Raw genomic sequence first — 24,191 nt, 5'->3', positions numbered from 1 at the left:
AGGCTTGCTTAGATAGCGTCGATACCGGTTTCGCCAGTACGAATGCGGATGACTTCCTCGACATTCGAAACGAAAATCTTGCCGTCGCCGATGCGGCCGGTCTGTGCGGCCTTGCGGATGGCGTCGATGACCGCTTCTGCATTCTCGTCGGCGAGGACGACTTCGACCTTCACCTTCGGCAGGAAATCGACGACGTATTCGGCGCCACGGTAAAGCTCCGTGTGGCCCTTCTGGCGACCGAAGCCCTTGGCTTCCGTAACCGTAATGCCCTGCAGGCCGACTTCCTGAAGGGCTTCCTTCACTTCGTCGAGCTTGAAAGGCTTAATGATCGCTTCGATCTTTTTCATGAGAAAATGACTCTCCGCTTCTCCCGTTAAAGCGTGCGTGTGCCGCTCGCCAAACATGATGCAGGTATCATGCCAGTTCGCAACCGGCCAGACCGAAAAAATCCCGCAAATGCACCCAAATCGATGCGATTGCCCGCATTTGCGGGCGATTTTTTAGAAAAATATGACGGTTTTTATCCAAAAAATCGAAAATGCGCTCGAAATTGAGAAATTTTGCGAGTCTGCGGTTTGCGTTGCGATGCAGGTTTGAGATTACAAAATAGGCAAAAGCACAAAATATATGCGAACATTGATTGAGCGAAAGCGGTTGTTTTTTAGGCGCTTTTTGACTTCAATGGCGCCATGACCGATCGATTGAGCGAATTGCTTCTTACTCCCAAGGAAATGGCAGCGGTCGATGCCGCTGCAGCAGAGACCGGCATCGACAGTTTCGGCTTGATGACCAATGCCGGCGGCGCCGTCGCCGCCGCCGCGATGCGGCTTTATCCGGGTGCGCTCCGCTTTGCCGTGCTCTGCGGCCCCGGCAATAATGGCGGCGACGGCTATGTTGCGGCGCGATTTCTCGCCGAAAGCGGTGCCGGTGTTTCGGTGTTTCATCTCGGCGATCCCGATAAGCTCCAGGGCGACGCCTTGCGCGCCCGGTCGGAATGCACAGTGGCCAGCGAACCGCTGGCATCCTATGAGCCGCGGCCCGGCGATACCGTCATCGATGCCTTGTTCGGCGCGGGGCTGAGCCGCGACGTGCCGCCCGAGGCGGCCTATGCCATGACGGCCATCCGCAAGGCAGGCCTGCCGGTCATCGCCGTCGATCTGCCATCCGGCATCCATGGCGCCACCGGAGAGGTTCTGGGCACGGCATTTACAGCATCGCACACCATCACCGTCATGACCCGCAAGCCCGGCCATCTGCTGATGCCGGGCAGGGAGCTCGGCGGCACGCTTGAGGTCGCCGATATCGGCATTCCCGGCCGCATCGTCCGGGCGCAGGCGATGTCGGGCATCGCCGAGAACACACCGGCCCGCTGGGCGCATCTGATGCCGTCGTCGAAGATGGAAACGCACAAATACAAGCGCGGCCACCTCGTCGTCTTCTCCGGAACGTCAGGCAAGACCGGAGCGGCCCGGATGTCCGCCATATCGGGCCTCAAGGCAGGCGCAGGTCTGGTGACGATCGCAGCACCCCCGGATGCAGTGTCCGAGAACAGCGCCCATCTGACTGCCGTCATGCTGCGTGAAGTCGATGGCATTGCGGCGCTCGAGGCATGGCTGGAAGACGATCGCCTGCAGACCTTCGTGCTCGGACCCGGTTTCGGCATCGGCAAGCAGGCGAGGGACTATGCCGCCGCACTCAGCGACCGCCATCTGGTTCTCGACGCCGATGGCATCACCTCGTTTCGCCAGGAGCCGAAGCGGCTGTTCGACCTGTTCGCCGGCGGCGAGACGCGTCTGGTGCTGACGCCGCATGATGGTGAATTCGCTCGGCTGTTTCCCGATATCGCCGCCAATACCGAGATCGGCAAGGTCGGCAAGGCACAGATGGCCGCGAAGCGCGCCAATGCGGCCATCGTCTTCAAGGGAGCCGACACGGTGATTGCCGCGCCGGATGGGCGCGCGCTGATAAATACCAATGCGCCGGTCTGGCTGGCGACGGCAGGCTCCGGCGATGTGCTGGCCGGCATCATCGGCGCCTTGCTGACGCAGGGGCTGCCCGCCTTCGAGGCGGCAGCGGCCGGGGTCTATCTGCACGGAATGGCCGGGCAGCGGGCAGGCAAGGGGCTTACGGCGGAAGATCTCGCCGCCCACGTTCTGCCGTACTGATTATTTGCCGACTTCTTCCTGCAGGGCGATGGCACCGAAGGGAGCGTTGACCTTGCCCTCGTGGATCATGAAGGCGAACACGTCGCGCGGCTCCACCTTGACCTTGCGATCCCCATCGATGACAGGCAGATCATCCGGCACCTTGCCCGCCGCCCAGGTCTCCAGCCTGACCGCCCAGGCCTTCAGATCCTTCGGCGGATAGCAGGTCCGGATCTCGTCGGAGCCCTTCTGCAAGCGCGCATAGACGAAATTAGCCGTCACGTCAGCGATCATCGGATAATCGAAATGCTCAGCGACAACGGGTGCGACGCCGTATTTGGCCAGCAGCGCCACGAAGTCAGGCACCTTGAAACTGTCGTGGCGGACTTCGACGACATGCCGGAGCGGCAGCCCGTCCTGCTTATCGGGCAGCAGCTTCAGGAAGGCCTCGAAATCGTCGGGCTCGAATTTCTTGGTCGGCGCGAACTGCCAGAGGATCGGCCCGAGACGGTCGCCGAGCTCCGTCAGCCCCTGTGTCAGGAACCGCTGCATGGATTCGCCGGCCTCGCCCAAAACCTTGCGGTTGGTGACGAAACGGCTGGCCTTCAGCGAAAAGATGAAGCCATCGGGAACATCGGCGCCCCATTTCGCGAAGGTCTCAGGCTTCTGCGAGCTGTAATAGGTGCCGTTGACCTCGATCACCTTCAGCTGGCGGCTGGCATAATTGAGCTCGTCTTTCTGCTTCAGGTCGCCGGGAAAGAAGTGGTTGCGCCAGGGCTCGAATGTCCAGCCGCCGATGCCGACGCGGATAGTGCCGGATGTGCTCATTCTCTTCCTCCCTTTGCCCGCTCAGGCGATTTGCTTTGTCATATCGACGATCACCCATCCTGGCCGGTAGGGATTGGGCCGTCGACCCGTTTCCTGAAAGCCGGCCGCTGCATAGATCGCAATGTTCCGCTCCATCCGCGCATTGGTGTAGAGCCGCAGCTCCGGCAATTCCCATTCGCGCGTTTTATCTTCCACCCAGCCGAGGATCGTCCGTCCGATAACGCGGCTGTGGTGATCGGGCGAAACGGCGATACTGAAAAGCATCGCATGATCCGCATGCCGCTCCAGTACCACAAGCCCAACCGGCTCACCCTCCAAATCGAGAAGCCAGACTTCACCATTGGCGATCCGCGGCCGATAGTCTTCGCGCATCGGCAACGGTTCACCGCCAAACGCCTCGACATAGGGGCTGTAAGCTGCAGCGGTGAGGCGGCAAACAGTCTCCAGATCGTCCGCGCCTGCCTGCCTCAGCATCTCACTCCGCCGCCGCAACCGTCTTTTTCATCGGCCGCCTCTCCAGCAGCTCCTTCAGGAACTGGCCGGTATAGGACCGCTTTTCCTTGACGATTGCTTCGGGCGTGCCCGTCGCAACGATCTCGCCGCCACCGTCGCCGCCTTCGGGGCCGAAATCGAGCACCCAGTCGGCGGTCTTGATGACTTCGAGATTGTGCTCGATGACGACGACCGAGTTGCCCTGGTTGACCAGTTCGTGCAGCATTTCCAGCAGCTTGGCGACATCGTGGAAATGCAGGCCGGTGGTCGGCTCGTCGAGAATATAGAGCGTGCGGCCCGTCGAGCGCTTCGACAGTTCCTTGGCGAGCTTGACGCGCTGCGCTTCGCCGCCCGACAGCGTGTTCGCCTGCTGGCCGACCTTGATGTAGCCGAGACCGACGTCGAACAGCGACTGCAACTTGTCGCGCACCGCCGGAACGGCAGCGAAGAATTCGACGCCTTCCTCGACCGTCATGTCGAGAACATCGGAGATCGACTTGGTCTTGAAGGTGACGTCGAGCGTTTCGCGATTGTAGCGCTTGCCGTGGCAGACGTCGCAGGTGACGTAGACGTCGGGCAGGAAGTGCATCTCGATCTTGATGACGCCGTCGCCCTGGCAGGCCTCGCAGCGGCCGCCCTTGACGTTGAAAGAGAAGCGGCCCGGCTGATAGCCGCGCGCCTTGGCTTCCGGCAGACCGGCGAACCAGTCGCGGATCGGCGTGAAGGCGCCGGTATAGGTCGCCGGGTTCGAACGCGGCGTGCGGCCGATCGGTGACTGGTCGATATCGATCACCTTGTCGATATGCTCGAAGCCGTCGATCCGGTCGTGATCGGCCGGAATCTCCCGAGCGCCCATCACGCGGCGCGCCGCCGACTTGTAGAGCGTCTCGATCAGGAAGGTCGATTTGCCGCCGCCGGAGACGCCGCTGACGGCGGTGAAGACACCGAGCGGGATCGAAGCGGTAACGTTCTTCAGGTTGTTGCCGCGGGCGCCGACGACCTTGATCTCCTTGCCCTTCTTCGGTTTGCGCCGTTCCTCCGGGATCGGCACGCCGAGTTCGCCGGACAGATACTTGCCGGTCAGCGACTTCGGGTTGGCCATGATGTCCTGCGGGGTGCCGTGGGCAATGACATGGCCGCCGTGAATGCCGGCCGCCGGGCCGATATCGACGACGTCGTCAGCCGTCAGGATCGCATCCTCGTCATGTTCGACGACGATCACGGTATTGCCGATGTCGCGCAGGTGCTTCAGCGTATCGAGCAGGCGCGCGTTGTCGCGCTGGTGCAGGCCGATCGACGGTTCGTCGAGCACGTAAAGCACACCAGTCAGGCCGGAACCAATCTGCGACGCCAGACGGATACGCTGGCTCTCGCCGCCGGATAGCGTGCCCGAATTGCGCGACAGGCTGAGATATTCGAGGCCGACATCGTTCAGGAAGCGCAGACGGTCGCGGATTTCCTTGAGAATGCGGACGGCAATCTCGTTCTGCTTGGCCGAGAAATGTGATGGCAGCACTTCGAACCAGTCGCGGGCGACCCGGATCGACATCTGCGTCACTTCGCCGATATGCAGCTTGTCGATCTTCACCGCCAGCGCTTCCGGCTTCAGGCGGAAGCCGGCGCAGGAAGGGCAGGGTGCTGCCGACATGAAGCGCTCGATCTCCTCGCGCGCCCAGGCGGAATCGGTTTCCTTCCAGCGGCGCTCGAGATTGGTGATGATGCCTTCGAAGGTCTTGTGCGTCGTGTAGGAACGCGCCCCATCGGCATAGTGGAACTCGATCTTCTCCTCGGTGCCGTTCAGGATCACGTCCTGCGCCTTGGCGGAAAGATCGTTCCAGCGGCTGGCGAGCTTGAAGCCGAAATGCTTGCCGAGCGCTTCCAGCGTCTGATTGTAATAGGGCGAGGACGACTTGGCCCAAGGCGCGATGGCGCCGTCGCGCAGCGTCCGCTCCGGTTCCGGGATGATCAGGTTGGCGTCGATCTTCTGCTGCGCGCCGAGGCCGTCGCAGGTCGGGCAGGCGCCGGCCGGGTTGTTGAAAGAGAACAGCCGCGGCTCGATCTCCGGAATGGTGAAGCCCGAGACAGGGCAGGCGAATTTTTCCGAAAACAGCACGCGCTCATGCGTCTCGTTCAGCGACTTGTTGGCCGAGCCGCCCGCCGAGGTTTCTTCGGGCGGCAGCGGCTTGTCGGCAAATTCGGCGACAGCCAGGCCATCGGCGAGCTTCAGCGAGGTCTCGAGACTGTCCGCCAGACGCGAGGACATGTCGGCGCGCACGACAATACGGTCGACGACGACATCGATGTCATGCTTGTATTTCTTGTCCAGCGCCGGAACATCGGCGATCTCGTAGAATTGGCCATCGACCTTGACGCGCTGGAAGCCCTTTTTCATGAGCTCGGCGAGTTCCTTCTTGTACTCGCCCTTACGGCCGCGCACGAGCGGCGCAAGAATATAAAGACGCGTCCCTTCCTCGAAGGCGAGAACCCGGTCGACCATCTGGCTGACCGTCTGGCTCTCGATCGGCAGCCCGGTCGCCGGCGAATAGGGAACGCCAACGCGCGCAAATAGCAGACGCATGTAGTCGTAGATCTCGGTGACTGTGCCGACGGTCGAGCGCGGGTTGCGCGACGTCGTCTTCTGCTCGATCGAGATGGCCGGCGACAGCCCGTCGATCTGATCGACATCGGGCTTCTGCATCATCTCGAGGAACTGGCGCGCGTAGGCCGAAAGACTTTCGACATAGCGCCGCTGCCCTTCGGCATAGATCGTATCGAATGCCAGCGAGGACTTGCCGGATCCGGATAGCCCCGTCATCACGATAAGCTTGTTGCGCGGCAGATCCAGGTCGATGCCCTTCAGATTGTGCTCACGCGCGCCACGGATGGAAATCGTCTTCAGTTCGCTCATCGTCTTCTGCTTTGGTCTCTCTGATGAAGCCCCTTATTTAGTGATGCTCGCGGGCGAGTCGAGGCTGAAATCCGGGCTGGGAGAAGGTTTTCGATTCTGTTGACAGGATCATAGTCATTTAATAGAACAAATAAAGAACAAAATTCCTTGTGGATGACGCCGCCATGGACGCCCCTCCCGAGGGCTCTATAGTTTAAGGTACATCCATTGTTTCTAGCGCCACCGGGCAGGGTGGCAGGTAAGGTGAAAAGTATGGCTGGTAGCGTGAACAAGGTAATTCTGATCGGAAACGTGGGTGCAGACCCTGAAATCCGCAGAACCCAGGACGGCCGTCCGATCGCCAACCTTCGCATCGCGACCTCGGAGACGTGGCGCGACCGCAATTCGGGCGAACGCAAGGAAAAGACCGAATGGCACACCGTCGTGGTCTTTAACGAAGGCCTGTGCAAGGTCATCGAACAGTACGTCAAAAAGGGCGCCAAGCTCTACATTGAAGGCGCGCTGCAGACCCGCAAATGGCAGGACCAGCAGGGCCAGGACCGTTATTCGACGGAAGTGGTGCTCCAGGGCTTCGGCTCGACGCTGACGATGCTGGACGGCCGCGGCGACGGCGGTGGCGCGGGCTCCGGCTTCGGCGGTGGTGGCGGCCGCAGCAACAACGATTATGGCGGCAGCGGCGGCGGCTATGGCGACGATTACGGCGCACCTGCGCAGTCATCGGGCGGCGGCGGCCGTGGCGGCAGCGCTGGTGGTGGCGCCGGCGGCAACTTCTCGCGGGATCTCGACGACGACATCCCGTTCTGATCCAAACGGCGCCGCAAGGCGCCGTTTTCATTTGGGCATCCGGTTATCTCGATAGCGAGAGGTTTTCATGAGTGACGTTGCATCGGCGCAAAAAGTGCCGGCGACCTGGCGGATCGTTCTGGCCGCCATCCTTGATTTTTTCACCATCTTCTGGATCGCCGGATACGGCGTGGCTCTGATCTTTGGTGGAAAGACGGAGAATGGCTTTTCGTTGAATGGCGGTCCGGCCCTGTTGTCCTTTGCCCTGATGATCGCCTACTTCGTCGTCTTCAATAAATATCTGGGTGGAACCATCTGGAAGCGCATTCTCAAGGCAAAGCGAACAGATCGCTAGCCGCTCTGCAATGGCATCCTGCGGCGCCTAGAGGCTGAACGCCGCCTTGACGCCATCGACCACGAACTGCGCCGCCAACGCCGCCAGGATGACGCCCAAGAGCCGCGTCAGGATCGCCCGGCCGGTCACGCCCAGAAGGCGGTCGAGGCGATCAGCGATCAAAAGTGCCGCCAGCATCAGAAGCAGATTGGCGGCAATGACGATCAAGAGCTGCGCCCGCTCGAACGTCGTCGGCAGCGAGCCGGCAATCAGGATGGTGGCAGAGATCGCTCCGGGGCCGGCGATCAGCGGGATTGCCAGCGGAAAGACGGCGATATTCTGGATGTGGTCCTTGGTGATCGCCACCGTGCTGGTCTTCTCCTTGCGGTCCTGGCGCTTCTCGAACACCATTTCGAAGGCGATCCAGAAGAGCAGCAGACCACCGGCGATCCGGAAGGCGCCGATCGAGATGCCGAGCACGCCGAGCACGCTGGCGCCGAACAGTGCGAAGACGGCGAGAATGATGAAAGCGATGACCGAGCCGCGCACCGCCACCTGCTTGCGCTGGCTGCGGCTCATGCCCGTCGTCAGCCCTAAAAAGATAGGGGCGAGGCCCGGTGGGTCGATGGTGACGAGCAGCGTCGTGAAGGCATTGATCAGTTGGTCGGCGCTTGCCATTGTCCCTCCGGAACACCATATGAAGTCTTGATTTTTCCGATTGTGAAGCTGCCCCTCGCATTTGGCAAATCGCCGTATGGCGCTGAAGCGCCGAAACGGCTGATTTGCCGCCTTTCCGCCGTAAAAGCCTGTTCAAAACGCCCGCTCAAATTGGCGCGGAACGGGGCTTTCCGCTATAAATCTTTCAGTGATTCTACAAAGAGATCGTGATCTGTTTTGACTGAACAAACACCCCCAGGCGGCGGGAAGCTCCCGCCAGGCATCGAGCCCATCTCCATCATGGAGGAAATGCAGCGGTCGTATCTCGATTACGCGATGAGCGTTATCGTCAGCCGCGCGCTTCCGGATGTCCGCGACGGCCTCAAGCCCGTGCACCGGCGCATCCTTTACGGCATGTCCGAGCTCGGCATCGACTGGAACAAGAAATACGTCAAATGCGCCCGCGTCACCGGTGACGTGATGGGTAAATACCATCCGCACGGCAACTCGGCGATCTACGATGCGCTGGCCCGCATGGCGCAGGATTGGTCTCTCCGCCTGCCGCTGATCGATGGTCAGGGGAACTTCGGCTCCGTCGATGGCGATCCGCCGGCGGCCGAGCGTTACACCGAATGCCGCCTGGAAAAGGCCGCGCACTCGCTGCTCGACGACCTCGACAAGGAAACGGTCGATTTCCGCGACAACTACGACGGCACGCTCTCCGAGCCGGTCGTGGTGCCTGCGAAATTCCCGAACCTGCTGGTCAACGGGGCAGGCGGCATCGCCGTCGGCATGGCGACTAACATCCCGCCGCACAATCTTTCGGAAGTCATCGAAGGCTGTATCGCACTGATCGACAATCCGGCGATCGAGCTGCCGGAGCTGATGCAGATCATCCCGGGGCCTGACTTCCCGACCGGCGCCAAGATCCTCGGCCGTTCCGGCATCCGTTCGGCCTATGAGACGGGCCGCGGTTCTGTCGTCATGCGCGGCGTTGCCACGATCGAGCCGATGCGTGGCGACCGCGAGCAGATCATCATCACCGAGATCCCCTATCAGGTGAACAAGGCGACGATGATCGAGAAGATGGCCGAGCTGGTGCGCGAGAAGCGCATCGAGGGCATCTCCGACCTGCGCGATGAATCCGACCGTCAGGGCTACCGCGTCGTCGTCGAGCTGAAGCGGGATGCCAATGCCGACGTCATCCTGAACCAGCTCTATCGCTACACGCCGCTGCAGACCTCCTTCGGCTGCAACATGGTGGCGCTGAACGGCGGCAAGCCGGAACAGCTGACGCTGCTCGACATGCTCCGCGCCTTCGTCGCCTTCCGCGAGGAAGTCGTTAGCCGGAGAACGAAATTTCTGCTCCGCAAGGCGCGCGAGCGCGCCCACGTCTTGGTCGGTCTGGCGATCTCGGTTGCCAATATCGATGAAGTCATCCGCGTCATCCGCCAGGCGCCGGATCCGGCGACGGCCCGCGAGCAGTTGATGACCCGCCGTTGGCCGGCATCGGATGTCGAAAGCCTGATCCGCCTGATCGACGATCCGCGTCACCGGATCAACGAGGACATGACGTATAACCTCTCGGAAGAGCAGGCGCGCGCCATCCTCGAACTGCGTCTCGCCCGCCTGACGGCGCTTGGCCGCGACGAAATCGGCGACGAACTCAACAAGATCGGCGAGGAAATCAAGGATTACCTCGATATTCTGTCGTCGCGCATCCGCATCATGACCATCGTCAAGGATGAGCTCGGCGCCGTTCGTGACGAGTTCGGCACCCCGCGCCGCACCGAAATCATCGACGGCGGCCTCGAAATGGATGATGAGGATCTCATCGCCCGCGAGGACATGGTCGTCACCGTCTCGCATCTCGGCTACATCAAGCGCGTGCCGCTGACCACCTACCGGGCGCAGCGCCGCGGCGGCAAGGGCCGCTCCGGCATGACCACCCGCGACGCAGATTTTGTTAGCCGGCTATTCGTGGTGAACACCCATACGCCCGTGCTGTTCTTCTCGTCGCGCGGCATCGTCTACAAGGAAAAGGTCTGGCGCCTGCCGATCGGCACGCCGACCTCGCGCGGCAAGGCTCTGATCAACATGCTGCCGCTTGCACCCGGCGAGCGCATCACCACCATCCTGCCATTGCCGGAGGATGAGGACAGCTGGGATAGCCTCGACGTCATGTTCTCGACGACCCGCGGCACCGTTCGCCGCAACAAGCTGTCGGACTTCGTCCAGGTCAACCGCAACGGCAAGATCGCCATGAAGCTCGAGGAAGAGGGTGACGAAATCCTCTCCGTCGAGACCTGCACCGAGCATGACGACGTGCTTCTGACGACGGCGCTCGGCCAGTGCATCCGCTTCCAGGTGGACGACGTTCGCGTCTTTGCCGGCCGCAACTCGATCGGCGTACGCGGCATCAATCTTGGCGACGGTGACCGCATCATCTCGATGACCATCGTCGGTCACGTCGATGCCGAGCCGTGGGAACGTGCTGCCTATCTGAAGCGCTCCGCTGCAGAACGTCGCGCAACCGGCGTCGATGAAGACGATATCGCTCTCGTCGGCGAGGAAGTCACCGAGGAGGGACAGCTTTCCGACGATCGCTATGAAGAACTGAAGGCACGCGAGCAGTTCGTGCTGACGGTTTCCGAAAAGGGCTTCGGCAAGCGCTCCTCGTCCTACGACTTCCGTATCTCCGGCCGCGGCGGCAAGGGTATCCGTGCCACCGACACGTCGAAGACCGGTGAAATCGGCGAACTCGTCGCTGCCTTCCCTGTTGATGATGGCGACCAAATCATGCTGGTTTCGGATGGCGGTCAGCTGATCCGCGTACCGGTCGGCGGCATTCGCATCGCCAGCCGCGCGACGAAGGGCGTGACCATCTTCTCGACTGCCAAGGACGAGAAGGTTGTGTCCGTCGAGCGTATCAGCGAGCCGGAGGATGACGGCGAGGAAGCGGGCGAGGGAACCGGCGAAGCGGTTGCCGAAACCGGCGAAGCAACGCCTGCAGTCGAGGGTGATGCACCGCCTTCCTCTGAAGAATAATTTAACCAGGCTTTGGTTTGAGAACCGGGCGGCCCCTGCCGCCCGGTTTTTTTATGGAGTAAAGAGATTTCTGCTAGCTTGAGTTGATATTTGGGTGAGGGGAATCATGGGGAACTGGACGCGGCGCGGCGTTCTCGTTGCGGGCTCGGCGATCGCCGGAGCGGTGGCAGGACAATATCTTCTGTCGCCGTCGAGCGATCCCGGCCCGGCCTTTCCCGCAGATGTCGATGCACCGGCAGGCGGGGCGATCCTCAATGATGCCGGTGAACTGTCGCCGACGCCGGTTGCCCGGCACCTGACCTTCAGCGAGCCGCCGCAACAGGCGCTTGTCGACCGCCTACGGGCAACACTCGCGGACGCCCGCAGCAGCGGCCAGCCAGTGGCGGCAAGTGCCGCCCGTCATTCGATGGGCGGCCATAGCCTGCCACTGAATGGGACGGCCCTGACCCTCGATCAGGATTGGCTGGAAGCCGATACCGCGGCAAAGACCTATCGCGTTGCCGCCGGCACCCGCTGGTCGACTATCATCAGCAAGCTCGATGCGATCGGCTTTTCGCCCGCCGTCATGCAGTCGAACAACGATTTCGGCGTCGCCAGCACCTTCTCGGTCAACGCGCACGGCTGGCCGGTGCCCTTCAGCGCCTGCGGCAGCACGGTGCGGTCGATGAAGATGATGACTTCCGACGGCAACCTGCTGACCTGCTCGCGAACCGAAAATGACGATCTCTTTAATCACGCCATGGGTGGCTACGGCCTTTTCGGTGTGATCACCGAGCTTGAGCTCGACATGGTGCCCAACAGCCTGCTGGAGCCGTCCTTCGAACATCTTGCCGGCGAAGACGTCGGCCGCCGTTTCGCCGAAGTGCTGGCATCCGATCCATCGGTGCAGATGGCCTACGGACGCTTGGACATCTCGCTGGACCGCTTCTTCGAAGACGGGCTGCTGATCACCTACCGCCCGGCGGGCGATCAGTCCGCCATTCCTGCCGCCACCGGATCCGGCTTCATCAGCCACGTCTCGCGCGAAATCTTCCGCCGCCAGCTGGGCTCCGATGGCGTGAAGCACATGCGCTGGTGGACGGAGGCTGTGCTCAATCCGCAGATCTCAGCTGCTTCGACCCGCAACAGCCTGATGAACGAGCCGGTCATCACCCTCGACGACCGCGATCCCTTGCGCACCGACATCCTGCACGAATATTTCGTCTCACCGTCGCGATTTGCCGATTTTGTCGCGGCCTGTCGCGATGTCATTCCGGCCTCTTATCAGCAACTGCTGAACATCACGCTACGCTACGTGAATACCGACAGCGACAGCGTTCTGGCTTACGCTACGGAACCTCGCATTGCCGCTGTCATGCTGTTCTCGCAGGAGAAGACGGTGCGCGGCGAGGTCGATATGGCGCGGATGACCGAAGCTCTGATCGAGCGGGTGATTGCCATCGGCGGCAGCTACTATCTGCCTTACCGGCCGCATGCACGGCTGGATCAATTGCAGCGGGCCTATCCGCGCACGGCCGATTTTGCGGCAGCGAAACGCAAGGCCGATCCGGATCTGCTGTTCCGCAACCGGTTCTGGGATAATTATCTGGGCAAGATCTGAGGGGGAATGATGAGCAAGCTTCGACTGATCGCGGCACTTTACACCGTGGCGCTGCTGTTTGCGGCGGCGCTCAATTACATTCCGGGACTGACGGATGCGCAGGGCAGGGCCTTCGGTATCTTCGCGCTCGATATCTATGACGATAGCCTGCATCTGGCTTCGGCCTTGTGGGCCGCGATCGCCGCCTATCTGTCGGTGCGGGCGTCGCGCTTCTTCCTCTTCTATTTCGGCCTGCTCTATTTCACCGATGGTCTGCTCGGCCTGATCACCGGCTCGGGCTATCTCGATCTCGGCATCGTCAACTACGGCATCCAGGATCTGCCCTTCGGCTTCAAGATTCTCGCCAATCTTCCGCATCTCTTCCTCGGCGGTGTCGCGATCGTCTCGAGCTATCTCTTCCGTAGCGAGGCGCGCTGATGCGCCGCCTGCTGAAAGTCTTCGGATTTTTTCTCGGTGCGATCGTCATCATCGTGCTGCTGTTGTTGAGCCCGGCCGCCTATGTCGAAACCTTCTGCCATGCCGATCCCGAGCCGGATACCTACAGCCCGCTGATCCGCGATCCCCAGATGAAGCGTGAGGAGGCCAATACTTTCCTCACCTATCCCGAATGGCACATCGTCTATGCCTATGATGGTCTGGCCGAGGTGCTGAAATCAGGTGACGAATACCGTTTCGACTATCTGGCAAGCGTTCGCGATTTCTGGAAGGCCGATTGCGCACTGACGGCGATCGCCGATCGCCATGGCGGCGCCGATACGCAGACGCGCATGATGGTGGCAACGATCGGCGTCAGCTTCACGCTCGAAATGGGCCTGAAGGCCGCCTACGAGGAAACGCTCGGCCGCCTGACGGCCTATTGGCGTGGCGATCAGAAGACCCCGCAGGATATCGTCGCTCGCCACATGGCGATCGATTACGCCGCGTTCCTGCGCCAGACGCCCTGGTACAAATATCCGTTCCAACCCGAGATCGACAAGCTCTGGGCCGTACCGGTGGACGAGCCGGTCCGCGGCTGGGAGCGGCGGCTGGCGCTCGGCGGCGAATGGAAGGCGAAAATCGCCTATGCCGGCATGATCGCCAACGCCGTTGCGGCGACCGGCGAGGCGAAACTGACGATCTTCTCCATCGTCTCAGGAATTCAGGCGCCCGCGCTTTCGGCAATGCCTGATGTCAGGGTCGTCTCGGAAAACGCCAGCGGTATTCTCATCGAAACGCCACGCTACGATCGCTTCACGCATATTCTTGCCGATATCGCCAAGGCTGGCGGGACGATCCGTGAAATTGCCGGCAACGACGAGATCATGGTGTCGCTGACGGCGGCAGCTACTGACCAGACGCCGCCGCCGGGCGAGTTGATCGCCCGTTTCCCGCGCGCAGGCTTCGATAGCGACCGGCTGCTGGTGGTCGTCAAGGTTGCTGATCTCGGCCAGCTGCTGCGCGAACGTCCGATTGCCGATCCCGGGATCGAGCATATATTCGACTTCTGACGGGAGAAGGCGATGAGATTGCCCATGCGGATAGCGAAAACGGCGGGAGTGGCGAGCGCCATTCTCGTGGCCGTATTCCTGCTCTTTGCCGGTGTCTTCGCGGCGACTGGAAATGCCCCGGCCGCCATGGTCTTCCGCCCGCCCGGCAGTCCGTCCAGCCTGCCTGATGGTGTGAAGCTGCTCAGATGGGGAAGTGCCTTTGCCATCGTGCGGGGCGACAGCCCCGATTACGTTCGCAGGCTCTATGCCGATGGCGCACTGCTGGTGCTGCCGTTCCGCAAAAGTGGCTGTCTCGCCTATCGTCCGGCCTGACCGGACAAAGAAAAAGCCGGACGCTTTTGTGGCGTCCGGCTTCATCTGACCCGAGCGCGGGAGGGGAATGCGCTCAAGGGCGGGAGTGGCTTAGAAAGTGATGCGCTTTTCGTTGTAAGCCTTGACCTCTTCGCTTTCACGGCGAAGAGCGGAAATGGTTGATGCCACAGACACGATGAACATCACGCTGATAAGAGCGGTAAGTACAGTCAAGATCGTGAACATGGGCAATCCTTTCCGAAGTTGCGTTCACGTTCCTCAGTACTGGCTGACGATCGGCGCGCGAGCCGAAGCGTAAGGGCCAAATACCTTGGACGTATCAGTTTTCTGATCGTAGAGTGCGATTGTTGCGGTGAGCATTCCCGTGACCATTGCCATCCAGAAAACGTTAATGACGGTAATCTTATCGGGCATATTCTTTTCCTTAAAACCGCGTATCGCATCTACGCTTCGGTTGATTAAATGCATCCGCTTGGAAATGGTTCCGCAGGATGTTGACGTGTCGTTTACTAAGCCTGGTCTGAAGCGACCTTGAATGCCTCGTTCATCTGGCGTTCAGATTCGCGAGGCCCTTCAACGCAGCCGGCCGAGCTGGCGCATCAGCGCATGGTGCTCGCTGACCTCAGGCCGAACCCAGCGCACTTCATACTTTTCCTTGTAAACGCCATAGGCGATCTCGCCGGCAAGAGAGATGAAGACGGCAAGCGCGATCAGCAGCATGAGCATTGAAGTGACTTCCAGGGGGAGCCGGATACCGGAATGGCATCGGCCGTGTTGATGGTTTTCATTATGCCGATCGCATCTGAAACGGCCTTGAACGGAGCATTCATCCGCCGTTCAGCCACCCGGCCGGGAGACGCCAAATGACTTGCGGGAACGGGGCATCCGTGACAAAAGGCAACGAACGAAACGGCCGGGTTCCATGACGACTGCTTTTTATCCGGGGTCCTTCGACCCGATCACCAACGGACATATGGATGTGCTCGTCCAGGCGCTGAATGTGTCCGCGAAAGTGATCGTCGCGATCGGCGTTCATCCGGGCAAGGCGCCGCTATTCTCCTTCGAGGAGCGGGCCGAACTGATCCGCAAGTCGCTGGCCGAGATCCTGCCGCAGAAGGCTGCCGGCATCGATGTGGTGTCCTTCGACAATCTGGTTGTCGACGCGGCCCGCAAGCACGGCGCCTCTCTGCTGATCCGCGGTCTGCGCGACGGCACCGATCTCGATTACGAAATGCAGATGGCAGGCATGAACCGGCAGATGGCGCCTGATATCCAGACGGTTTTTCTGCCGGCTGGAACGGGTTCACGGCCCATTACCGCCACATTGGTCCGCCAGATCGCCGCCATGGGTGGAGATGTCAGCGCCTTCGTTCCGGCCGCAGTCCTGCAAGCCCTTCAATCCAAGCGCAAATCTTGAGGCGGTCGTCCGCCGCAACGGAGCTACAATGAAACTGTTTTATGCCGCCTTTGCCGCCGTACTGTATGTCGCCTCCTTTGTCGGCGACGCTCTTGCTGCAGATACGCTCACCATTCAGCTGAAGGATGGCCCTGTCGTGATCCAGTTGGCGCCCGACGTTGCGCCGAAGCATGTCGCCCAGATCGAAGCGCTCGCCAAGAAGGGCGCCTACGACAACGTTGCCTTCCACCGCGTCATCGACGGCTTCATGGCCCAGACCGGCGACGTCCAGTATGGCAACATGTCGAAGGGCTTCGATCCGAGCCTCGCAGGCACCGGCGGCTCCGACCTGCCGAACATTCCTGCCGAGTTCTCGAAGACGCCTTTCGTCCGCGGTACGGTCGGCATGGCCCGCTCGCAGGATCCGGATTCGGCCAACTCGCAGTTTTTCATCATGTTCGCTGACGGTTCCTTCCTGAACGGTCAGTACACCGTCGTCGGCAAGGTCGTCTCCGGTATGGAATTCGTCGACAAGATCAAGAAGGGCGAAGGCCAGAACGGTGAAGTCAGCAATCCTGACCGCATGGTCAAGGTCACCGTCGCCAAGTAATTAAAGCAAGCACTTCAAGAAGAACGAGGAGAATAAGAATGGCCGAGATCAAGGATCCCGAAAACACCATCATCCTGGAAACCACCAAGGGCAAGGTCGTTATCGCGCTCCTGCCGCAGGTGGCGCCTGAGCATGTCGCCCGCATCAAGGAACTCGCCCGCGAGAAGGCCTATGACGGCGTCGTCTTCCACCGCGTCATCAACGACTTCATGGCCCAGACGGGCGACGTGAAGTTCGGCAAGAAGGGCAGCGAGAGTTTCAACCCCGGCCGTGCCGGCATGGGCGGCTCCGAGAAGCCGGACCTGAAGGCCGAATTCTCCGCTACCCCGCATAATCGCGGCGTTTGCTCGATGGCCCGCTCGCAGAACCCGAACTCGGCCAACAGCCAGTTCTTCATCTGCCTTGCGGATTCTCCGTGGCTGAACAAGCAGTATTCCGTCTGGGGCCAGGTCATCGAAGGCATGGACAATGTCGACAAGATCAAGAAGGGCGAGCCGGTCGTAGACCCGGATTCGATCGTCTCGATGCGGGTTGCCGCCGACGTCTGATTGTGATTTCTGACGGAACCCGCCCTTGCGTGAGAACGCGGGGCGGGTTTCGCTTTGCCCGGAAGTACCCCGATGCGCGTAGACCTTTTCGATTTCGACCTGCCGGATGAGCGGATTGCGCTCAGGCCCGCCGAGCCGCGCGACAGCGCGCGCCTGCTGGTCGTCGATGCCGCTGCCAGCGAGACGCTGAGCGATCACACGGTCCGCGATCTGCCGAATTTTCTGAAGCCGGGCGACGCGCTGGTTTTCAACGACACCAAGGTTATCCCCGCACAGCTCGAAGGCATCCGGCACCGCGAAGGGGCGGGCGGTCAGCAGGTTTCGGCGACGCTGCATATGCGGGTCGGCGCCAACCGCTGGAAGGCCTTTGCCAAGCCCGGCAAGCGCATCAAGGAAGGCGACCGTATCGCCTTCGGGCATAGCGGCGAAAGCTGCTTCCTCGGACAGCTCGATTGCACCGTCGTCGAGAAGGGTGATGCCGGCGAGGTGACGCTCGCCTTCGATCTCTCCGGCCCTGCACTCGACGAAGCCATCGCCACCGTCGGTCACATCCCGCTGCCCCCCTATATCGCCGCCAAGCGGCCGGAAGACGAGCGCGACCGTGCCGACTACCAGACGATCTATGCCCGCGAGGAAGGCGCCGTCGCCGCTCCCACCGCCGGCCTGCATTTCACGCCGGCACTCTTCGAAGCTCTCGACAAGGCCGGCATTGAACGCCATTTCGTGACGCTGCATGTCGGCGCCGGCACCTTCCTGCCGGTGAAGGCCGACGATACCGATGACCACAAGATGCATCTCGAAAGTGGCTACGTCACCGAAGAGATCGCCGCCAAGCTCAACGCCGTCAAGGCGAGGGGCGGGCGCATCGTCTGCGTCGGCACGACCTCGCTGCGGCTGATCGAAAGTGCCGCGGCCGATAGCGGCGATATAAAGCCCTGGGCCGGTGCCACCGGCATCTTCATCACGCCCGGCTACCGCTTCAAGGCGGTCGACATGCTGATGACCAACTTCCACCTGCCGCGCTCGACGCTGTTCATGTTGGTGTCTGCCTTTGCCGGTTTCGAGACCATGCACGCGGCCTATGACCACGCCATTTCGACAGGCTACCGCTTCTATTCCTACGGCGACTCCAGCCTGCTTTTCCGGAACGACAGATGACCGAGAATTTTCAATTCACTCTCAAGAAGACTGATGGCGGCGCCCGCCTCGGCGAAGTCACCATGCCGCGCGGCACGATCCGCACCCCGGCCTTCATGCCTGTGGGCACTGTCGGCACGGTCAAGGCGATGTATCTCGATCAGGTGCGCGACACCGGCGCCGATATCATTCTCGGCAATACCTATCACCTGATGCTGCGCCCCGGCGCCGAACGCGTTGCCCGCCTCGGCGGCTTGCACAAGCTGATCCGCTGGGAGCATCCGATCCTGACCGATTCAGGTGGCTTCCAGGTCATGTCGCTCTCGGGGCTGCGCAAGCTCGACGAGCAGGGCGTCACCTTCAAGTCGCATGTCGATGGCAGCCTGCACCACATGTCGCCGGAGCGCTCGATCGAGATCCAGGGCCTGCTCGGATCCGACATCCAGATGCAGCTCGACGAATGCGTGGCGCTTCCCGCCGAGCCGCGCGAGATCGAACGCGCCATGGAAATGTCGCTGCGCTGGGCCGAGCGCTGCAAGGTGGCCTTCGGCAACCAGCCGGGCAAGGCGATGTTCGGCATCGTCCAGGGCGGCGATCAGCCGAACTTGCGCGTTCGCTCTGCGGAGGCATTGAAGCAACTTGATCTCAAGGGCTACGCTGTCGGCGGCCTGGCGGTCGGCGAGCCGCAGGATGTGATGCTGCGGATGCTGGAGACGACGCTTCCGGTTCTGCCGACGGAAAAGCCTCGCTATCTGATGGGCGTCGGCACCCCCGATGACATGCTGAAATCCGTCGCCCGCGGCATCGACATGTTCGACTGCGTGATGCCGACGCGTTCTGGCCGCCATGGCCTGGCCTTCACCCGCCGCGGCAAGGTCAATATCCGCAACGCCCGTCACGCCGAGGATATGCGCCCGCTCGACGACCAGTCGAACTGCCCGGCGACCCGTGACTATTCGCGCGCCTATCTGCACCACCTAGTTCGCGCCAATGAAGCGCTCGGCGGCATGCTGCTCTCTTGGCATAACCTCAACTACTATCAGGAATTGATGCAGGGCATCCGCAAGGCGATCGCCGAGGGACGCTTTGCCGATTTCATGGCCGAGACGATCGAAGAATGGGCGAGGGGCGATCTCGAGCCCGTCTGAGCCTCAGATACCTTTGCTGTCGGTGTTCGGAACGATCTGGACGCCATTGATCTTGTATTGCCCGTCGGGCTGGCGTGCCATCTGGTAGATCGCTGTCCAGTCCTTTCCGTCGCGCCCTGAGATCAGCACTTCGTTATAGATCATCGCGCCGTCGGCAATCGATTTGCTGCGGCCGAAGGCGTAGTTGCCGGGATGATAGACCGGCTCGTAGCTTTTCTTCACCATCGCGAAGAACACGTTCTTGTCCGGAAACAGCGCCTTGATCCCAGGAGCCGCGTAGGAATAGGCGGTATCGGGATCGTCCTTCAGGAAGGCATTGATCTGCCCTTCGATGATCTGCTGCGTCGTTGCGATGGGATCTTCGGCGCGCGCCTGTAACGGTGCGGTCAGCAAAGCAGCAAACAGAAGAAGCACGGCGGATAGAGCACGCATGAGATTGTCTCCGGCCAATAGACTGGAGTGTAGGGCATTTCAGCGAATTTGAAAGTGGCGGACCGATCGCCCGCCACTCGCAGGAGACGTTCAGTTCCAGCGGCGGAAGAGGGCGCTTGCGTTGACGCCGCCAAAGCCGAAGCCGTTGCTGATCGCATAGTCCAGCTCGAGCTTGCGCGCCGTCTTGCCGACGATATCGAGACCGTCGGCGACGGCATCCGCCTCATCGAGATTGCGCGTCGGCGGGACGATCTGGTCGCGCAGTGCCAGGATCGTGAAGATCGCTTCCAGCCCGCCGGCAGCGCCGAGAAGATGGCCGGTCGCCGATTTCGTGGCACTGATGGCGATCCCGCCATCGCGGCCGAAGACCGTTCCGATCGCCGCCATCTCGCCACGGTCGCCGACCGGCGTCGAGGTTGCGTGGGCGTTGAGATGCTTGATCTCTGATGGCGCGATTTTCGCCTGCCGGATGGCGGCTTCCATAGCCCGGCGTGCGCCGTCGCCATCTTCAGGGCCTGCCGTCATGTGATAGGCATCCGCCGCCGTGCCGTAGCCGACCAGTTCCGCCAGCGGCTTGGCGCCGCGTGCCAGCGCATGTTCCAGCGTCTCGATGACGAGAATACCGGCACCTTCACCCATCACGAAGCCGTCGCGGGCAGTATCGAATGGGCGCGAGGCGAGCTCGGGCGTGTCGTTGAAGCCGGTCGAAAGCGCGCGCGCGGCCGCAAATCCGCCAAGGCTCACGCGGTCAATACAGGCCTCCGCACCGCCACAGATCGCCACATCGGCTTCACCCGACCGGATCAGCCGGGCCGCATCGCCAATGGCCTGAACGCTGGCCGCGCAGGCCGTAACCGGCGCGCCGAGCGGTCCCTTGAAGCCATATTTGATGCTGATCTGTCCGGCAGCCAGATTGACGAGGAACGAGGGTACGATGAATGGCGAAAGCCGCCGCGGCCCGCGGGTTTCGACCGTGCGCACCGCATCGGTGATCGCGGGAAAGCCGCCGACGCCGGAGGCGATGATCGTTGCAGTGCGTTCGCGCGAAGCGGTATCTTCGGGCATCCATCCGGCCTGACGCACCGCCTCGTCTGCGGCCCCCATGGCGAAATGGATGAAGCGGTCCATCTTTTTCTGGTCTTTCGGAACGATATAGCGATCCGGATCGAAGCCGCCCTCGGCATCCTCGCCGATATCAGGTACGACGCCGCCGACCTTGGCCGCAAGATCGCCGACGATATCTTCGCCCAGCAAGCGAAGCCCGGAGCCGCCGGCAAGCAGCCGCTTCCACGCGATCTCCACACCTGTTCCAAGCGGCGACACAAGTCCCATACCGGTGACGACAATGCGATCCATGATTTGTTCCTTCTTAAGCATCAAAGCCCAGATACCAGGCCTTCATCCGCGCAATGCGCTCATGGGCCGCCTCATCGGCCGCAGGGCCGGGCAGCAGGCAGGTATTCCGGGGGGGGAGTTCTTCGCCGTTCCTGGCATCGACCAGCTTGGTTTCAAGCGCTTCGCCGGATGCATTGCCGAGAAGATAGGCGAGATCTTCCTGCGGGGCGTGGCGTCCGCCCCATGTCGACAGCGCCATCAGCACCGGAAAGAAATCCTGTCCCTTCGCCGTCAGCACATATTCGTGGCGGGCAGGGCGCTCGCTATAGAGCCGTTTCTCGAAAATGCCTTCCTCGACCAGATGGGCGAGGCGCCGTGTCAGGATGTTCGGCGCGATCCTAAGGCTCTTCTGGAAATCGTCGAACCGCGTCAGCCCGTGAAAGGCGTCGCGCAGGATCATGATGCTCCAGGAATCGCCGACGCTGTTCAGCGCGCGGGCGGCCGGGCATGGGAAGATGGCAAAGCTGGTTCGTTGCATGAAGCAAGCCACTCTAGAAGTAACTTGCTTTTAGCAAGTCACTCTTCAGCGCGCATCGGAACTGAAGATCCGCGCGAGGATGACGCCCATGACAAGCATGCCAGCGGCAACGAAGATCGTATCGCCGGGCGTGCCGATATAGAGCGGCCCGATATTGGCGAAGAGCAGAAAGGCGATCAGGAAATTCAGCCAGCCCCAGATGACGTTGACTTCAGCAGAACTGAGATTCGAGCTGCCGAGCCGCGCGAAGGGAGTGCGGAAGGAGCGCCCGCTGACGCCGTTGACGAAGTGCGGAATGCCGTTCGTCAGGAACGCGGCGGCGATGAAATGAACGATATAGGCGATCCAGGGCAAGAGAGCCTCCGACTGAGAAACATGTCCTCTCTAGATTGGCAGCATAAGCAGGAAGGCAAGGGGACAAACAGGGTGTCGCAGCCGCGAAATTTCCGCCCATTATCAGCAGATTAGCATATAATCGTTTATATCCCGGACGACGGATTGACCTTCCGGCCCGATTGCAATTTCTATGCGCGCGAGGTGGAGTGACGGGGGAATAATGAGAGTTTTCTCTGACATTGGTGAGCTGCGCGCAGCACTTGAGGCTTTGCGCCGGCAATCGCGCGCAATCGGCCTGGTACCGACGATGGGGTATCTGCATGCCGGCCATATGGAGCTGGTGGCGCGGGCGAGGGTGGAGAACGACATTGTTGTCGCCTCGATCTTCGTCAATCCGCTGCAGTTCGGCGCCAACGAGGACCTCAGCAAATACCCCCGCGATATCGAGCGCGACACGGCTATGCTCCGGCAAGCCGGTGTCAACATCCTCTTCGCGCCTGGCGTCACCGACATGTATCCGAAGCCGATGATGACGGTCGTTGACGTGCCGGAGATCGGCCGCGAGCTCGAAGGGGCGGTGAGGCCGGGCCATTTCGCCGGCGTCGCCACCGTCGTCTGCAAGCTCTTCAATATCGTCCAGCCGCAGCGGGCCTATTTCGGCGAGAAGGACTACCAGCAGGTCGTCGTCATCAGACGCATGGTCGACGACCTGACCCTGCCTGTGCGCATCGTTCCGGTGCCAACGGTGCGTGATCACGATGGCCTGGCGCTATCGTCGCGCAATGTCTATCTGAGCGCCGACGAGCGCAAGGCGGCTGTGATCGTGCCGCAGACGCTCGCCGAGGCCGAGCGGCTGCTCGCCGCCGGCCTGACCGATCCCGCCGAGCTTGAACATCTGCTGAAGACCTTCCTCGGCCGCGAACCACTCGCCAATCCGGAAGTCGTCGCCGTCCGCGATGCCGCGACGCTAAAACCGGTCGAGGTAATCCGCGATCCCGTCGTCGTTGCGCTGTTCGTCAGGATCGGCACGACCCGGCTGCTCGACAACCGTGTAATCGGCGGGCAGGGCGTCACGAAATTGGGAGCCGTACGATGAGTGCATCCGGAACAGCCAAGCGCCTGACGCCGTCGAGGATCGCGGCGATGAAGGGCAGCACCCCGATTGTCTGCTTGACGGCCTATACGACGCCGATGGCCCGTCTCCTCGATGCCCATTGCGATCTGCTCCTCGTTGGAGATTCGCTCGGCATGGTGCTCTATGGCATGGAAACCACGACGGGCGTCACGCTCGAGATGATGATCGCCCATGGCAAGGCGGTGATGCGCGGCGTCGAGCAAGCCTGCGTCGTCGTCGACATGCCATTCGGCACCTATCAGGAATCAAAGGAAGTGGCGTTCCGCAACGCTGTCCGCATTCTCCAGGAAACCGGCTGCGACGCCGTGAAGCTCGAGGGCGGCGAGGAAATGGTCGAGACGATCGCCTTCCTGACGGCACGCGGCATTCCTGTCCTCGGCCATATTGGCTTGATGCCGCAGCTGGTCCATACCGCCGGCGGCTACCGCTCGGTCGGCCATACCGAACACGAGACCTCGAAGATTCGCCGCGACGCCCACGCGATCGGCGGATCCGGCGCCTTCGCCGTCGTCATAGAGGGAACCGTCGAACCGCTGGCCCGCGAGGTCACATCGGCCATCCATGTCCCGACAATCGGCATCGGCGCATCGTCCGCCTGCGATGGCCAGATCCTGGTGTCCGACGATATGCTCGGGCTGTTCAACGATTTCACGCCACGCTTCGTCAAGCGCTACGATGAGCTCGGCAAGCGTGCTGCCGCCGCGGCAGAGGAGTATGCTGCAGACGTTCGCTCACGAAAATTTCCAGCGGCAGAGCATACGTTCAAACGGCGAACGTAACCGGGCAAGAACAGGACCGGGCGGCACTCATAGGCACGTCGCCAATAGCTACACGATGTGGCGTGAGAGTTGAAATGTCCGCCGGTTTGCAAAGTTAAAATGTCCGCAAGGCCACCATACGGCACACGGGCCAGCCCCGATCTGACCGGCTGATCCCGGTTGCAAGATCAGATCGGGGCGGGTGGTAAATACACCTCTTCGGCT

27 protein-coding genes are annotated in these 24,191 nt (G+C 61.5%); 15 read left to right on the top strand and 12 right to left on the bottom strand.

Annotated elements, in window-relative coordinates; all coding sequences use genetic code 11:
* Positions 1-8: 8 nt before the first annotated feature.
* Entirely contained in the window at positions 9-347 is a 339-nt protein-coding gene (locus tag AC1DNK_RS17975) for a P-II family nitrogen regulator (RefSeq protein WP_003539626.1), read from the bottom strand.
* Between the two features lie 342 nt (positions 348-689).
* On the opposite strand from AC1DNK_RS17975, the gene AC1DNK_RS17970 reads away from it, so the two are divergent.
* On the top strand, positions 690-2,165 hold the full coding sequence (locus tag AC1DNK_RS17970; RefSeq protein ID WP_477942561.1) for an NAD(P)H-hydrate dehydratase: 1,476 nt from the start codon (positions 690-692) through the stop codon (positions 2,163-2,165).
* Here the strand turns inward: AC1DNK_RS17970 and AC1DNK_RS17965 are convergent, their stop codons facing one another.
* Genes AC1DNK_RS17965 through uvrA form a run of 3 tightly spaced genes read right to left on the bottom strand, consistent with a single transcriptional unit; the run spans position 2,166 to position 6,372 of the window.
* A complete protein-coding gene (locus AC1DNK_RS17965) occupies positions 2,166-2,972 on the bottom strand; it encodes a DUF72 domain-containing protein (RefSeq protein ID WP_112539438.1) in 807 nt (268 codons plus the stop codon).
* Positions 2,973-2,993: 21 nt separating this feature from the next.
* Positions 2,994-3,446, bottom strand: coding sequence for a GNAT family N-acetyltransferase (locus AC1DNK_RS17960; protein ID WP_477942559.1), 453 nt, complete (start codon positions 3,444-3,446; stop codon positions 2,994-2,996).
* A gap of 1 nt (position 3,447) precedes the next feature.
* Entirely contained in the window at positions 3,448-6,372 is a 2,925-nt protein-coding gene (gene uvrA / locus AC1DNK_RS17955) for an excinuclease ABC subunit UvrA (RefSeq protein WP_477942557.1), read from the bottom strand.
* A 252-nt stretch (positions 6,373-6,624) separates the two neighbouring features.
* Between uvrA and AC1DNK_RS17950 the strand changes: the two genes are divergently transcribed.
* Together AC1DNK_RS17950 and AC1DNK_RS17945 are read left to right on the top strand one after the other, a co-directional pair.
* Positions 6,625-7,176: a single-stranded DNA-binding protein gene (locus tag AC1DNK_RS17950; protein WP_477942555.1), complete on the top strand. Its 552-nt coding sequence runs from the start codon at positions 6,625-6,627 to the stop codon at positions 7,174-7,176.
* A 67-nt stretch (positions 7,177-7,243) separates the two neighbouring features.
* On the top strand, positions 7,244-7,510 hold the full coding sequence (locus AC1DNK_RS17945) for an RDD family protein (RefSeq protein ID WP_477942554.1): 267 nt from the start codon (positions 7,244-7,246) through the stop codon (positions 7,508-7,510).
* Positions 7,511-7,537: 27 nt separating this feature from the next.
* Here the strand turns inward: AC1DNK_RS17945 and AC1DNK_RS17940 are convergent, their stop codons facing one another.
* On the bottom strand, positions 7,538-8,167 hold the full coding sequence (locus AC1DNK_RS17940; RefSeq protein WP_477942552.1) for a MarC family protein: 630 nt from the start codon (positions 8,165-8,167) through the stop codon (positions 7,538-7,540).
* Positions 8,168-8,383: 216 nt separating this feature from the next.
* Between AC1DNK_RS17940 and gyrA the strand changes: the two genes are divergently transcribed.
* From gyrA to AC1DNK_RS17915, 5 genes are all read left to right on the top strand, one after another.
* Positions 8,384-11,194 carry a DNA gyrase subunit A gene (gyrA, locus tag AC1DNK_RS17935; protein ID WP_477942550.1) on the top strand — a complete coding sequence of 937 codons (2,811 nt, stop codon included), beginning with the start codon at positions 8,384-8,386 and terminating at the stop codon, positions 11,192-11,194.
* A gap of 106 nt (positions 11,195-11,300) precedes the next feature.
* Positions 11,301-12,794: an FAD-binding oxidoreductase gene (locus AC1DNK_RS17930; protein ID WP_477942548.1), complete on the top strand. Its 1,494-nt coding sequence runs from the start codon at positions 11,301-11,303 to the stop codon at positions 12,792-12,794.
* Positions 12,795-12,803: 9 nt separating this feature from the next.
* On the top strand, positions 12,804-13,211 hold the full coding sequence (locus AC1DNK_RS17925; RefSeq protein WP_477942868.1) for a hypothetical protein: 408 nt from the start codon (positions 12,804-12,806) through the stop codon (positions 13,209-13,211).
* On the top strand, positions 13,211-14,281 hold the full coding sequence (locus AC1DNK_RS17920; RefSeq protein ID WP_477942547.1) for a hypothetical protein: 1,071 nt from the start codon (positions 13,211-13,213) through the stop codon (positions 14,279-14,281). Before AC1DNK_RS17925 ends, AC1DNK_RS17920 begins: the two co-directional genes overlap by 1 nt.
* 12 nt (positions 14,282-14,293) lie before the next feature.
* Entirely contained in the window at positions 14,294-14,593 is a 300-nt protein-coding gene (locus tag AC1DNK_RS17915) for a hypothetical protein (RefSeq protein WP_477942546.1), read from the top strand.
* Positions 14,594-14,683: 90 nt separating this feature from the next.
* On the opposite strand, the gene AC1DNK_RS17910 is transcribed toward AC1DNK_RS17915, so the two are convergent.
* The 3 genes from AC1DNK_RS17910 to AC1DNK_RS17900 all read right to left on the bottom strand — a co-directional run bounded on the left by AC1DNK_RS17910 (position 14,684) and on the right by AC1DNK_RS17900 (position 15,319).
* Entirely contained in the window at positions 14,684-14,818 is a 135-nt protein-coding gene (locus AC1DNK_RS17910; RefSeq protein WP_281438207.1) for a hypothetical protein, read from the bottom strand.
* 33 nt (positions 14,819-14,851) lie between these two features.
* Positions 14,852-15,007: a hypothetical protein gene (locus tag AC1DNK_RS17905; protein WP_310299585.1), complete on the bottom strand. Its 156-nt coding sequence runs from the start codon at positions 15,005-15,007 to the stop codon at positions 14,852-14,854.
* A 159-nt stretch (positions 15,008-15,166) separates the two neighbouring features.
* Complete coding sequence (locus AC1DNK_RS17900) at positions 15,167-15,319, bottom strand: hypothetical protein (protein ID WP_477942544.1); 153 nt, start codon at positions 15,317-15,319, stop codon at positions 15,167-15,169.
* A gap of 196 nt (positions 15,320-15,515) precedes the next feature.
* On the opposite strand from AC1DNK_RS17900, the gene coaD reads away from it, so the two are divergent.
* The 5 genes from coaD to tgt all read left to right on the top strand — a co-directional run bounded on the left by coaD (position 15,516) and on the right by tgt (position 19,432).
* Positions 15,516-16,010, top strand: coding sequence for a pantetheine-phosphate adenylyltransferase (gene coaD / locus AC1DNK_RS17895; RefSeq protein ID WP_112539430.1), 495 nt, complete (start codon positions 15,516-15,518; stop codon positions 16,008-16,010).
* A 28-nt stretch (positions 16,011-16,038) separates the two neighbouring features.
* Positions 16,039-16,599 (top strand): peptidylprolyl isomerase, encoded by a 561-nt coding sequence (locus AC1DNK_RS17890; protein ID WP_477942541.1) that lies wholly within the window; start codon positions 16,039-16,041, stop codon positions 16,597-16,599.
* A 38-nt stretch (positions 16,600-16,637) separates the two neighbouring features.
* On the top strand, positions 16,638-17,147 hold the full coding sequence (locus AC1DNK_RS17885; protein ID WP_112387393.1) for a peptidylprolyl isomerase: 510 nt from the start codon (positions 16,638-16,640) through the stop codon (positions 17,145-17,147).
* A 72-nt stretch (positions 17,148-17,219) separates the two neighbouring features.
* Positions 17,220-18,305 (top strand): tRNA preQ1(34) S-adenosylmethionine ribosyltransferase-isomerase QueA, encoded by a 1,086-nt coding sequence (queA, locus tag AC1DNK_RS17880; protein WP_477942539.1) that lies wholly within the window; start codon positions 17,220-17,222, stop codon positions 18,303-18,305.
* The gene (gene tgt / locus AC1DNK_RS17875; protein WP_112539426.1) at positions 18,302-19,432 is read left to right on the top strand and encodes a tRNA guanosine(34) transglycosylase Tgt; all 1,131 of its coding nucleotides are present in this window, start codon (positions 18,302-18,304) and stop codon (positions 19,430-19,432) included. Before queA ends, tgt begins: the two co-directional genes overlap by 4 nt.
* A gap of 3 nt (positions 19,433-19,435) precedes the next feature.
* On the opposite strand, the gene AC1DNK_RS17870 is transcribed toward tgt, so the two are convergent.
* The 4 genes from AC1DNK_RS17870 to AC1DNK_RS17855 form a co-directional block, all read right to left on the bottom strand.
* A complete protein-coding gene (locus AC1DNK_RS17870; protein ID WP_477942537.1) occupies positions 19,436-19,864 on the bottom strand; it encodes a DUF4864 domain-containing protein in 429 nt (142 codons plus the stop codon).
* Between the two features lie 90 nt (positions 19,865-19,954).
* Positions 19,955-21,220, bottom strand: a complete 1,266-nt coding sequence (gene fabF / locus AC1DNK_RS17865) for a beta-ketoacyl-ACP synthase II (RefSeq protein WP_477942535.1) — start codon at positions 21,218-21,220, stop codon at positions 19,955-19,957.
* 13 nt (positions 21,221-21,233) lie between these two features.
* Positions 21,234-21,737: a winged helix-turn-helix transcriptional regulator gene (locus AC1DNK_RS17860; protein WP_477942534.1), complete on the bottom strand. Its 504-nt coding sequence runs from the start codon at positions 21,735-21,737 to the stop codon at positions 21,234-21,236.
* Positions 21,738-21,782: 45 nt separating this feature from the next.
* The gene (locus tag AC1DNK_RS17855) at positions 21,783-22,091 is read right to left on the bottom strand and encodes a hypothetical protein (protein WP_477942533.1); all 309 of its coding nucleotides are present in this window, start codon (positions 22,089-22,091) and stop codon (positions 21,783-21,785) included.
* Positions 22,092-22,293: 202 nt separating this feature from the next.
* Between AC1DNK_RS17855 and panC the strand changes: the two genes are divergently transcribed.
* Positions 22,294-23,169, top strand: coding sequence for a pantoate--beta-alanine ligase (gene panC / locus AC1DNK_RS17850; protein WP_477942531.1), 876 nt, complete (start codon positions 22,294-22,296; stop codon positions 23,167-23,169).
* Entirely contained in the window at positions 23,166-23,987 is an 822-nt protein-coding gene (gene panB / locus AC1DNK_RS17845) for a 3-methyl-2-oxobutanoate hydroxymethyltransferase (RefSeq protein WP_477942529.1), read from the top strand. The genes panC and panB overlap by 4 nt, the downstream gene beginning before the upstream one ends.
* The last annotated feature ends 204 nt before the right edge of the window (positions 23,988-24,191 follow it).

It is taken from the genome of Rhizobium sp. 01N424 (assembly GCF_056399485.1).
The sequence above is the reverse complement of the archived record's forward strand: the minus strand, read 5'-3'. Positions and strand labels throughout refer to the sequence as shown.

Coding starts and splice junctions, on each gene's coding strand:
- AC1DNK_RS17975 (WP_003539626.1), bottom strand. CDS start 347: ATGAAAAAGATCGAAGCGATCATTAAGCCTTTCAAGCTCGACGAAGTG.
- AC1DNK_RS17970 (WP_477942561.1), top strand. CDS start 690: ATGACCGATCGATTGAGCGAATTGCTTCTTACTCCCAAGGAAATGGCA.
- AC1DNK_RS17965 (WP_112539438.1), bottom strand. CDS start 2,972: ATGAGCACATCCGGCACTATCCGCGTCGGCATCGGCGGCTGGACATTC.
- AC1DNK_RS17960 (WP_477942559.1), bottom strand. CDS start 3,446: ATGCTGAGGCAGGCAGGCGCGGACGATCTGGAGACTGTTTGCCGCCTC.
- uvrA (WP_477942557.1), bottom strand. CDS start 6,372: ATGAGCGAACTGAAGACGATTTCCATCCGTGGCGCGCGTGAGCACAAT.
- AC1DNK_RS17950 (WP_477942555.1), top strand. CDS start 6,625: ATGGCTGGTAGCGTGAACAAGGTAATTCTGATCGGAAACGTGGGTGCA.
- AC1DNK_RS17945 (WP_477942554.1), top strand. CDS start 7,244: ATGAGTGACGTTGCATCGGCGCAAAAAGTGCCGGCGACCTGGCGGATC.
- AC1DNK_RS17940 (WP_477942552.1), bottom strand. CDS start 8,167: ATGGCAAGCGCCGACCAACTGATCAATGCCTTCACGACGCTGCTCGTC.
- AC1DNK_RS17930 (WP_477942548.1), top strand. CDS start 11,301: ATGGGGAACTGGACGCGGCGCGGCGTTCTCGTTGCGGGCTCGGCGATC.
- AC1DNK_RS17925 (WP_477942868.1), top strand. CDS start 12,804: ATGAGCAAGCTTCGACTGATCGCGGCACTTTACACCGTGGCGCTGCTG.
- AC1DNK_RS17920 (WP_477942547.1), top strand. CDS start 13,211: ATGCGCCGCCTGCTGAAAGTCTTCGGATTTTTTCTCGGTGCGATCGTC.
- AC1DNK_RS17915 (WP_477942546.1), top strand. CDS start 14,294: ATGAGATTGCCCATGCGGATAGCGAAAACGGCGGGAGTGGCGAGCGCC.
- AC1DNK_RS17910 (WP_281438207.1), bottom strand. CDS start 14,818: ATGTTCACGATCTTGACTGTACTTACCGCTCTTATCAGCGTGATGTTC.
- AC1DNK_RS17905 (WP_310299585.1), bottom strand. CDS start 15,007: ATGCCCGATAAGATTACCGTCATTAACGTTTTCTGGATGGCAATGGTC.
- AC1DNK_RS17900 (WP_477942544.1), bottom strand. CDS start 15,319: ATGCTCATGCTGCTGATCGCGCTTGCCGTCTTCATCTCTCTTGCCGGC.
- coaD (WP_112539430.1), top strand. CDS start 15,516: ATGACGACTGCTTTTTATCCGGGGTCCTTCGACCCGATCACCAACGGA.
- AC1DNK_RS17890 (WP_477942541.1), top strand. CDS start 16,039: ATGAAACTGTTTTATGCCGCCTTTGCCGCCGTACTGTATGTCGCCTCC.
- AC1DNK_RS17885 (WP_112387393.1), top strand. CDS start 16,638: ATGGCCGAGATCAAGGATCCCGAAAACACCATCATCCTGGAAACCACC.
- queA (WP_477942539.1), top strand. CDS start 17,220: ATGCGCGTAGACCTTTTCGATTTCGACCTGCCGGATGAGCGGATTGCG.
- tgt (WP_112539426.1), top strand. CDS start 18,302: ATGACCGAGAATTTTCAATTCACTCTCAAGAAGACTGATGGCGGCGCC.
- AC1DNK_RS17870 (WP_477942537.1), bottom strand. CDS start 19,864: ATGCGTGCTCTATCCGCCGTGCTTCTTCTGTTTGCTGCTTTGCTGACC.
- fabF (WP_477942535.1), bottom strand. CDS start 21,220: ATGGATCGCATTGTCGTCACCGGTATGGGACTTGTGTCGCCGCTTGGA.
- AC1DNK_RS17860 (WP_477942534.1), bottom strand. CDS start 21,737: ATGCAACGAACCAGCTTTGCCATCTTCCCATGCCCGGCCGCCCGCGCG.
- panC (WP_477942531.1), top strand. CDS start 22,294: ATGAGAGTTTTCTCTGACATTGGTGAGCTGCGCGCAGCACTTGAGGCT.
- panB (WP_477942529.1), top strand. CDS start 23,166: ATGAGTGCATCCGGAACAGCCAAGCGCCTGACGCCGTCGAGGATCGCG.